General features: G+C 63.5%; 10 protein-coding genes. 8 read left to right on the top strand and 2 right to left on the bottom strand.

Annotated elements, in window-relative coordinates:
• From EOA86_RS10410 to EOA86_RS10395, 4 genes are all read left to right on the top strand, one after another.
• Positions 1-539, top strand: a 539-nt coding sequence (locus tag EOA86_RS10410; RefSeq protein WP_206629995.1) for a divergent polysaccharide deacetylase family protein, incomplete at its 5' end; no start/stop codon positions are given.
• A 2-nt stretch (positions 540-541) separates the two neighbouring features.
• On the top strand, positions 542-1,063 hold the full coding sequence (locus tag EOA86_RS10405; protein WP_128341547.1) for an RNA pyrophosphohydrolase: 522 nt from the start codon (positions 542-544) through the stop codon (positions 1,061-1,063).
• Between the two features lie 89 nt (positions 1,064-1,152).
• Positions 1,153-2,304, top strand: coding sequence for an alanine racemase (gene alr, locus EOA86_RS10400; protein ID WP_128341545.1), 1,152 nt, complete (start codon positions 1,153-1,155; stop codon positions 2,302-2,304).
• A 160-nt stretch (positions 2,305-2,464) separates the two neighbouring features.
• Positions 2,465-3,721 (top strand): D-amino acid dehydrogenase, encoded by a 1,257-nt coding sequence (locus tag EOA86_RS10395; protein ID WP_128341544.1) that lies wholly within the window; start codon positions 2,465-2,467, stop codon positions 3,719-3,721.
• Positions 3,722-3,799: 78 nt separating this feature from the next.
• Here EOA86_RS10395 and EOA86_RS10390 read toward each other — a convergent pair whose 3' ends face one another.
• A complete protein-coding gene (locus EOA86_RS10390; protein ID WP_128341543.1) occupies positions 3,800-4,681 on the bottom strand; it encodes a LysR family transcriptional regulator in 882 nt (293 codons plus the stop codon).
• Between the two features lie 381 nt (positions 4,682-5,062).
• On the opposite strand from EOA86_RS10390, the gene EOA86_RS10385 reads away from it, so the two are divergent.
• From EOA86_RS10385 to EOA86_RS10375, 3 genes are all read left to right on the top strand, one after another.
• Entirely contained in the window at positions 5,063-6,559 is a 1,497-nt protein-coding gene (locus tag EOA86_RS10385; protein ID WP_128341542.1) for a CoA-acylating methylmalonate-semialdehyde dehydrogenase, read from the top strand.
• A gap of 322 nt (positions 6,560-6,881) precedes the next feature.
• Positions 6,882-7,181, top strand: a complete 300-nt coding sequence (locus tag EOA86_RS10380) for a hypothetical protein (RefSeq protein WP_128341540.1) — start codon at positions 6,882-6,884, stop codon at positions 7,179-7,181.
• 294 nt (positions 7,182-7,475) lie between these two features.
• Complete coding sequence (locus EOA86_RS10375; protein WP_128341539.1) at positions 7,476-7,790, top strand: hypothetical protein; 315 nt, start codon at positions 7,476-7,478, stop codon at positions 7,788-7,790.
• Positions 7,791-7,959: 169 nt separating this feature from the next.
• Here the strand turns inward: EOA86_RS10375 and EOA86_RS10370 are convergent, their stop codons facing one another.
• Positions 7,960-8,652, bottom strand: a complete 693-nt coding sequence (locus EOA86_RS10370) for a GntR family transcriptional regulator (protein WP_281035646.1) — start codon at positions 8,650-8,652, stop codon at positions 7,960-7,962.
• 69 nt (positions 8,653-8,721) lie between these two features.
• Here EOA86_RS10370 and EOA86_RS10365 point away from each other — a divergent pair.
• Positions 8,722-9,386: dihydrodipicolinate synthase family protein (locus EOA86_RS10365; RefSeq protein ID WP_164891663.1), on the top strand; the 665-nt coding region annotated here is incomplete at its 3' end.

The following is a 9,386-nucleotide window of genomic DNA, read 5'->3' as shown; positions in this document are numbered from 1 at the left end:
GGCAAAGCGGCCATGAGATCGTCATGCAGGTGCCGCTCGAACCGTTCGACTATCCGAACGTCAATCCCGGCCGCAACACGCTGACGGTCGCTGCGACGGCGGACGAGAATTTGAAGAATTTGCGCTGGGCGCTGTCGCGGACGACCAACTACACCGGCGTCATGAACTATATGGGCGCACGTTTTTCGGCCGATGCGGCGGCGATGGGGCCGCTGATGGCAGAGCTCGGCAGGCGCGGCCTGGCCTATGTTGACGACGGTTCGTCGGCGCGTAGCCTGGCACCCGACCTGGCGTTGAAAAACGGCGTGCCGTTCGTTGCCGGCGATGCGTCGATCGACGCGGTGCGGGACCGCGGCGCCATTTTGAAGAAGCTGGACGAACTGGAAGCCGCCGCGCGGGCGAAAGGCTTTGCCGTCGGCATCGGCTCGGCCTTCGAGCTGACGGTCGACACCGTGTCGGCCTGGGTGGTCGAGGCCAAGAGGCGCGGCATCGAGATCGTGCCGATTTCGGCAGTGGCGGTGGATCCGGAAAAAGGTTGAGCATGACGAAGAGAGAACCGGTCGATCCCGAGACGCTGCCTTATCGTCGCTGTGTCGGACTGATGGTCCTCAACGGCGACGGGCTGGTCTGGGTCGGCCATCGCATTGCCGAGCCGGACAGCGAATTCGCCGGCACGACGCAGCTCTGGCAGATGCCGCAGGGCGGCATCGACAAGGGCGAAGAGCCGCTGCAGGCGGCACAGCGGGAACTCTACGAAGAAACCGGCATACGCAGCGTCTCGTTGCTGGATGAGGCGCCGAACTGGATATATTACGACCTGCCGGCCCATCTGGTCGGCATCGCCTTCAAGGGGAAATATCGCGGCCAGACGCAAAAATGGTTCGCCTTCCGCTTTCACGGCGACGTGAGCGAGATTGAGATCAATCCGCCGCCGGGCGGCCACACCGCCGAGTTCGACAAATGGGATTGGCGGCCAATGGAGGAATTGCCCGACCTGATCGTGCCGTTCAAGCGTCAGGTCTATGAGGATGTGGTTGCGGCGTTCCGGCATCTGGTTGCGTAACTTGGCGCAAGCCGCGCTCGCGCCGACCACGGTTGCCGCGTCAGCGCGGTGGCCTTATTGATGGCCAATCCGCTGCAGACGGGGTTGGCATGAACGGCGCTTCCAAAAAATCTCTTTCTGAAAGGGTCGCCGTCAAAGCCGCGCCGATCAGCGAAGCGGCGGCCGGCGCCATATTGACCATCGATCTCGGCGCCATCCGCGAAAATTACCGGCGGCTCAAGGCGCGTTTAGGCGATGTTGGCTGCGCGGGTGTCGTCAAGGCCGACGGCTACGGGCTCGGCGGGGCCCAGGTGGCGGCGGCGCTGGCGGCCGAGGGCTGCGCTACTTTTTTCGTCGCGCATCTGGCCGAAGGTGTCTTGCTGCGCCAGGCGCTCGGCGCACGGCCGGCGATCTATGTGCTGAACGGCATTCAGCCGGGCGCTGAAAGCGAAGCTATCGAAGCGGAGCTGGGCGTGGTCATCAACAGCGCCGGCCAACTCGCCGCCTGGCGCTCGGCGGCGCAGCGGGCCGGCCGCAAGCTCAAGGCTGGAATTCAGGTCGACAGCGGCATGTCGCGGCTCGGCATGGCGGCAGCCGAGGTGGAGGCCGTCACTGCCGATCCGCGGGCTTTCGACGGCATCAACGCCACCTTCGTGATGAGCCATCTCGCTCGCGCCGACGAACCCGAGCATCCGGCCAACGAGCAGCAGCGGCTGGAATTCGAGCGGCTGCGCAGGATGCTGCCACCGGTGCCGGCCTCGCTGGCCAATTCCTCCGGCATCTTTCTTGGGCAGCCCTTTCACTACGACCTCGCCCGGCCCGGTGCGGCGCTCTACGGCATCAATCCGACGCCAGCCGAGGAAAATCCGATGCTGCCGGTGGTGCGGCTTCAGGCAAAGGTCATCCAGACGCGCAGCCTCGTTAGGGGCGCCGGCGTCGGCTATGGCCATATTTTTCACGTGACCGATTCGCTGGTCGCCGCAACGATCTCGCTTGGCTATGCCGATGGCTGGCATCGTCGCGCGGCTTCCGCCGCCTGGGTCGAAAATGTGCGTTTGCCGTTCGTGGGCCGTGTATCGATGGATTCGATCGTTCTCGACATTTCGGCCCTGCCGCCCGACAGGCTGAAGGCGGGCGACCTCGTCGAACTGATCGGACCGTCGCAGACGGTGGATCAGGCGGCCGGCCATGCCGGCACCATCGGCTATGAAATCTTGACCAGCCTCGGACACCGTTTTCACCGGCGCTATGTGAATGGATAGCGCGCGGGCTTTTTTACGCATCTCGATGTCCCAAAACCGCTGCGTACTTTTGGGCGACATGCTTGGGCACTTGGCGGACGCCGTAAAATCCGGCAGACAGATGGCCACGATGCCCCGCCCCCAAAATCCCTGACAAGGCGTCGTTCTGGAGAACTATGCGATGAAGATCTTCGTGCTGGGCGGCGGCGTCATCGGGGTCACCACCGCTTATTATCTGGCCGAGGCCGGCCATGAAGTGACTGTCATCGACCGCCAGAAGGGTCCGGCGCTGGAAACCAGCTTTGCCAATGCCGGCGAGATTTCGCCCGGCTACGCCTCGCCCTGGGCCGGTCCCGGCGTCCCGCTAAAGGCGATCAAATGGCTGTTGATGAAGCATGGTCCGCTGGTGGTGCGGCCGACTCTCGATCCGCATATGTGGGTATGGCTGGTCAGGATGCTGCGCAACTGCACGGCTGAGCGCTATGCGGTGAACAAGGCGCGGATGGTGCCTTTGGCCGAATACAGCCGCGACACGCTGAAAGCGTTGCGCGAGGCGAGCGGCATCGCGTATGACGAGCGCGCCAAGGGAACGCTGCAGCTTTTTCGAACTCAACAGCAGCTCGACGGCACTGCCGGCGATGTCGAAGTGCTGAAGGCATATGGCGTTCCCTACGAGATTCTCGATCCCGACGGCTGCATCTCAGCCGAGCCGGGGCTGGCAGGGGTGCGTGAAAAATTCGTCGGAGGCCTGCGACTGCCGGGCGACGAAACCGGTGACTGCAAGATGTTCACCGACCGTCTGGCCGAGCTCTGCGTGGCGCGTGGCGTCACCTTCGAATACGACACGGAGATACGGCGCGTCGTCAAGAAGCGCAACCGTATCGCCAACCTCAATACGAGCAAAGGTTGGAAAGCTGCCGACGCCTATGTGATGGCGATGGGCAGCTATTCGGCCAAGTTCATGCGCACGCTGAAACGACCCGTCCCGGTCTATCCGGTCAAGGGCTATTCGATCACTGTGCCGATCAAGGATGCTGCCGCAGCACCGGTGTCGACGGTGATGGACGAGACTTACAAGGTGGCGATCACCAGGCTCGGCGACCGCATCCGGGTCGGTGGCACGGCGGAGATTTCCGGCTTCGACCTGACGCTGCATGAATCGCGGCGGCGCACGCTCGAACATTCGCTTGGCGACCTTTTTCCGGGCAGCGGCGATATGAAGTCGGCGACCTTCTGGTGCGGGTTGCGGCCGATGACGCCGGACGGGCCGCCGCTGATCGGCCGCACCGAGTTCTCCAACCTCTATCTCAACACCGGCCATGGCACGCTCGGCTGGACCATGGCCTGCGGCTCGGCCAAGGTCCTGGCCGACATCATTTCGAGCCGGGTGCCGGATATCAATGTCCGCGACCTCGGACCGGAGCGATACCAGCGGTAGGATCGGAAGTGTCCTTCACGCATTTTGAGCGCGGTGAGGAACAAGTTCATCACACTTCGCCGCGTCAGATGAATATCATCAGACGAACAGGCTTCGCTCCCGTTCCACCGCCTTGGTGATGAAGCTCGCGACGATCTGGACGCGGCGCAGCGGCCTGACCGATTCGTGATAGACCAACCAGTAGGCGCGGCGGATGGGCGCGACAATGTCGATAGCCACCAGTTCCGGCATCGAACGGGCGACGAAGGTGTGCAGAATGCCGATGCCGGCGCCGGAGCGCACCGCTTCGGCCTGGCCGAGCGCCGAGGAGATGGCGAAGCTCGTGCGCCAGTCGGCGCTGAACTCGGCCGCATAGTCGAGCGACGGGCTGACGATGAGGTCCGGCACATAGCCGATCAGCGTGTGCCGGCCGAGCTCGGCGGGCGTCTGGGGCAGGCCATGCGTTTCGGTGTAGGCGCGGGACGCGAACAGGCCGAGCGTGTAGTCGACCAGCTTCCCCGCCACCAGCCTGCCCTCGGTCGGCCGCTCCACGGTGATGGCGATGTCGGCTTCGCGCCTGGACAGCGAGAAGGAACGCGGCACCGGCACTAGCTGGATGGTGAGTTCGCGGTGAAGCGCCGTCAGTGCGCCGAGGCGTTTGGCCAGGAAGGCGACGCCGAAACCATCAGGCGCGCCGATACGCACCGTGCCCGAAACATCGTCGCCTTCGCCCGCCATGGTCGAGCGCGCGGCGATCATGTCGCCCTCCATGCGCTCGGCGATGTCGAGAAAACGCTCGCCCGCCGGCGTCAGCTCGCTGCCGGTGGTCAGCCGACGAAAAAGTTTTGTGCGTAGCGCATCCTCGAGTGCGGCGACGCGGCGCGAGACGGTGGCGTGGTTGAGCTCCAGCCGCTTGGCCGCGCCAAGGATCTGGCCGGCACGCGCCACGGCGAGGAAGATGCGGACGTCATCCCAGTTCATGAGGATGTTCCGGATGACGATGATTACGAAAGCGCTCCAAGGCGCCCCCCTCCGTCCTGCCGGACATCTCCCCCACTTGGGGGGAGATTGGCCGGCCGCTCCCGCGGCGACTTCCTTGCAACGTTGCGGGTTGGTGAAAGCCGGGATGACAGCCAATCTCCCCACTCGTGGGGGAGATGTCCGGCAGGACAGAGGGGGGCGCGAAAGAACTCAGTTTCTCAATCCTTGCTGCTAGGGACCTGCATTCTTACCATTTGCGGCAATTGATGCACAGCCGCGCACCGCTATCTACTTTGTGCACAACGGTTGCGTTTCCGCTCGCGTTGCCATCGGCTGCGCAAAGGCGGACAATGGCGCATCACAAATACAGGGAGAGAAACCATGATCGAATACGGTCATTTTATCGGTGGCGAGCGTGTCGCTGGGACCAGCGGCCGCAAGCAGGACGTCATGCAGCCGATGGACGGCACGGTGCGCGGCACGGTGGCGCTGGCTTCGCAGGCTGAACTGCGCGCGGCTGTGGAAAACGCCAAGGCGGCGCAGCCCGGCTGGGCGGCGACCAATCCGCAGCGGCGCGTGCGCGTCTTGATGAAGTTTCTCGAACTGGTCACCGGGGAGTATGATGCGCTGGCCGACATTCTGGCGCGCGAACACGGCAAGACCATCGCCGACGCCAAGGGCGACATCCAGCGCGGCCTGGAAGTGGTCGAGGTCTGCATCGGCGCGCCGCATATGATGAAGGGCGAGTTCACGGACGGCGCCGGCCCCGGCATCGACGTCTATTCGATGCGCCAGCCGCTCGGCGTCGTTGCCGGTATCACGCCGTTCAATTTTCCGGCGATGATCCCATTGTGGAAGATCGCGCCGGCTATCGCTTGCGGCAACGCCTTCATCCTGAAGCCTTCGGAGCGCGACCCCGGCGTGCCGATGCGCATCGCCGAGCTGTTCATCGAGGCCGGCCTGCCGGCGGGCATCCTCAACGTCGTCAACGGCGACAAGGACGTGGTCGACGCCATCCTCGACGATCCCGACATCAAGGCCATCGGCTTTGTCGGCTCGACGCCGATCGCCCAGTACATCTATTCGCGCGGCTGCGCGGCCGGCAAGCGCGTGCAGTGCTTCGGCGGTGCTAAGAACCACATGATCATCATGCCTGACGCCGACATGGACCAGACCGTCGACGCGCTGATCGGTGCCGGCTACGGCTCGGCCGGCGAGCGCTGCATGGCGATCTCGGTGGCTGTCCCGGTCGGCAACGATACCGCCAACCGGCTGATGGAAAAGCTGGTGCCGCGCGTCGAAAGCCTGAAGGTCGGCCCGTCCACGGATTCGTCCGCCGATTTCGGCCCGCTGGTGACGGCGCAGGCGCTGGAGCGGGTCAAGGGCTATGTCGATACCGGCGTCAGGGAAGGCGCCAAGTTGGTCGTCGACGGCCGCGGCTTTTCCATGCAGGGCTACGAGAACGGCTACTATATGGGCGGCTGCCTGTTCGACAACGTGACCGCCGACATGCGCATCTACAAGGAAGAGATCTTTGGGCCGGTGCTCTCCGTAGTGCGCGCGCCGACTTACGAGAACGCGATCAAGCTCGCCAACGACCACGAAATGGGCAACGGCGTCGCCATCTTCACCCGCGACGGCGATGCCGCCCGCGACTTCGCCTCGCGAGTCCAGGTCGGCATGGTCGGTATCAACGTGCCGATCCCGGTGCCGATCGCCTATTATACGTTCGGCGGCTGGAAAGCGTCTTCCTTCGGCGACCTCAACCAGCACGGACCGGACGCGTTCCGCTTCTACACCAAGACTAAGACGGTGACCTCGCGCTGGCCGTCCGGCGTCAAGGACGGCGCCGAATTCGTCATCCCGACAATGAACTAGCCGGACGGTTGCTTGTTTGCGCGTCCTCGTCTTCGGTTGCGGGCGCGCGGGCAGGCGTCAAGGACGGGGCCGAATTCGTGATCCCGACAATGAACTAGCCGGACGGTTCCGGGCCTAGATGTAACATTGAACGAAAAGGCCTGGCCAGCGACCGGGCCTTTTTGTTGACCGGTCGCGGCCCGCATCTGCGTGAACGCTAATGTGATGGAACCAGGCGGGCGGCAGAAACCTTAATCTGCAATCCTGCCGCGAAGAAAGCGCGGCAGGTCAACCAACGGCGCTGACGGCAGCGGGGGCATCGGCCGGCGCAAGGAGGTGTCAGATGACGCGTCTTATGGTGTCGATACTTTGCGCGGCGGCTGCCGCGTTTTCCGCCGTCTCGGCAACAGCGGCCGAACAATGCGCGCCACGAGCCGACATGATCAAGGCGCTCGGCGAGAAGTTCCGGGAAAATCCGACTGCGCTCGGCGTTGTCAATCCGAATGTGATTGTTGAAGTCTTCGTTTCCGATAAAGGCACCTGGACCATCCTCGCCAGCGACACACGCGGTCAAAGCTGCGTGGTTTCGGTGGGTGAAGGCTGGGAGAGCGCGCTGACGACAGCCGCATTGCCAGGCACCTGAGCGTGGGCCCTTTTCTTGCTGCGGCCGCTGTCTCGGCATAGCCGCCCGGCCGCGGTTCTCGGCGACGACTTTGAAACGGATCCACAGGCGCCCGTTGCGGGCGCCTGCTTGCGCTTTTTCGGTGCCGGTACCATATATCGAACATAGTGGGAACATCTGGAATCGTCCCCGCTGATGACAGACCGGAACACGGAAAGGAACGACGCAATGATGATGACGTCGGAACCGGCCTGGATCGTTCCGGCAAAATGAGGCGTCTCCCTTTGCCGGACGTGATGGCAAAGGAGGTGCCCTATGGCACGCAAATCGCTGTTGGGTTGGGTGAAAGCCCTGGTTCTTGCTGGCGCATTGGCGGTGGGTACGAACGCCGCAAGCGCCCAGTATCAGTACTGCGTTGAACATGGCGATCTCGTCGCCCACCTGAGCGAGCAGTTCCAGGAAAGACAGTTTGCTTTCGGGCTGATCGGTCAAATGGCGATTATGGAGGTCTATGTCGCCGAGACCGGAAGCTGGACGATCATCGTCACCGATGTCGCCGGCAGAAGCTGCATCGTCGCGGCCGGCGAACATTGGGAAAACGTGCTGATCCCGCCCGACCAGGACGCATGAGGGATTGGGCGATGCTCAACGCCTGGCCGGCGCTAGGCGCTTTGTGAACTTTTGCTCTCTCTTTTCGGCATCAGACCGTCGGTATGGTGCCGCCGTTGATGACTTATTCGGCGCCGTGGATTGCAGAAGCACCATCCGAAACAAGGAAGGCGGTCGGCTTTGCGATCTCTTAGCGCGTAGCAGCCGCCTCGGCATGGCCGCGCAGCAGCGCCATCAGGCGCTTGGCATCCTTGGCGGCGGCGTCTTCGTCGCCGTCGAGGATCGAGCGGATCAGCGCGACGTGGTGCTCGGCCGATTCGGCAAGACCGGTATCGGCCTTGTAGCGGAACCAGAAGCGGCGGCTGTGGGTTTGCAGGGGAGCAGCCAACCGCGCAGCGAAGGGGTTGTCGGCAGCCAGCGCCAGCGCCTCGTCGAGTGCCTTGTCAGCCTGAATGAAGGCGAGCACATTGCCTGATATCACTGCCTTCTGCATGGCAAGCGCGGCATCGTGAAACAGGTCGGCGGCCTCACGGGTGACGAAGCGGGCGGCCGAACGGGCAAGAACCACCTCGATGCCACGCCGTGCATCGAGAACGCGCAACCAGTCGCCGGGATGGAGCGGGGCAATGGCGATACCGGCACGGGGCCGGACATCCAGCAGTCCCTCCCACGCCAGTCGCTGGATCGCCTCGCGCACCGGCGTGCGGCCAAGGCCCAGCCTGTCGATCACGGCGCCCTCCGTGATAAAGCTTGAAGGCGCCAGTTCGAGCGTTACGATCATGTGCTCGAGCACCCGGTAGGCTTTCGTCGCCACTGGCTCGAACGCCGGGCTTGTTTCATTGAATATCAAAGGCGAACTCCTGATATATTTTTGATATATCACAGTGAAATCCGTGTTGACAGTCCGTTTCTTCATAAATATACGACTGATATATCAGATGGAGCGACCGCCATGTGGACTGGAGTTTTCCCCGCCGTCACGACCAAATTCACCGAGGACGACCGCCTCGATCACGCCGAAATGGAGCGCTGCTTTGCGCTCCAGATGGAGGCTGGCTGCGACGGCATCATCGTCTGCGGCTCGCTCGGCGAGGGGCCGATGCTCTCGCATGGCGAGAAGATCGACGTGCTGAAGACCGCGCAGAAGATCGCCGGCAATAAGCCGGTTCTGCTGACGGTCAACGAACCCGGCACGCGCGAGGCGGCGGCGATCGCGCGCCGCGCCGCCAAGGAGGGCGCTAACGGGCTGATGGTGGTGCCGAGCCCGATCTACCACACCAATGCGGAGGAGACGGTCGCGGCACTGCGCGCTGTCGCCGAGGCCGGCGACCTGCCGGTAATGATCTATTCGAACCGGCTTGCCTATCGCGTCGACGTCACCGTCGGTCAGATGGAGGAACTGGCGAACGACAAGCGTTTCGTCGCCATCAAGGAATCCTCCGACGACATCCGCCGCTCGACCGAAATCATCAACCGCTTCGGCGACCGTTACGACCTGTTCACCGGCGTCGACAATCTTGCGTTCGAGGCGCTGTCGGTGGGTGCCATCGGCTGGGTGGCGGGACTGGTCACCGCGTTCCCCCGCGAGACGGTCGCGATCTATCAGTTGATGAAACA

Source organism: Mesorhizobium sp. M5C.F.Ca.IN.020.32.2.1, from assembly GCF_004023105.1.
GTDB classification, from domain to species: Bacteria; Pseudomonadota; Alphaproteobacteria; order Rhizobiales; family Rhizobiaceae; genus Mesorhizobium; species Mesorhizobium wenxiniae.
The sequence above is the reverse complement of the archived record's forward strand: the minus strand, read 5'-3'. Positions and strand labels throughout refer to the sequence as shown.

Coding starts and splice junctions, on each gene's coding strand:
- EOA86_RS10390 (WP_128341543.1), bottom strand. CDS start 4,681: ATGAACTGGGATGACGTCCGCATCTTCCTCGCCGTGGCGCGTGCCGGC.
- EOA86_RS10380 (WP_128341540.1), top strand. CDS start 6,882: ATGACGCGTCTTATGGTGTCGATACTTTGCGCGGCGGCTGCCGCGTTT.
- EOA86_RS10405 (WP_128341547.1), top strand. CDS start 542: ATGACGAAGAGAGAACCGGTCGATCCCGAGACGCTGCCTTATCGTCGC.
- EOA86_RS10385 (WP_128341542.1), top strand. CDS start 5,063: ATGATCGAATACGGTCATTTTATCGGTGGCGAGCGTGTCGCTGGGACC.
- EOA86_RS10375 (WP_128341539.1), top strand. CDS start 7,476: ATGGCACGCAAATCGCTGTTGGGTTGGGTGAAAGCCCTGGTTCTTGCT.
- EOA86_RS10395 (WP_128341544.1), top strand. CDS start 2,465: ATGAAGATCTTCGTGCTGGGCGGCGGCGTCATCGGGGTCACCACCGCT.
- alr (WP_128341545.1), top strand. CDS start 1,153: ATGAACGGCGCTTCCAAAAAATCTCTTTCTGAAAGGGTCGCCGTCAAA.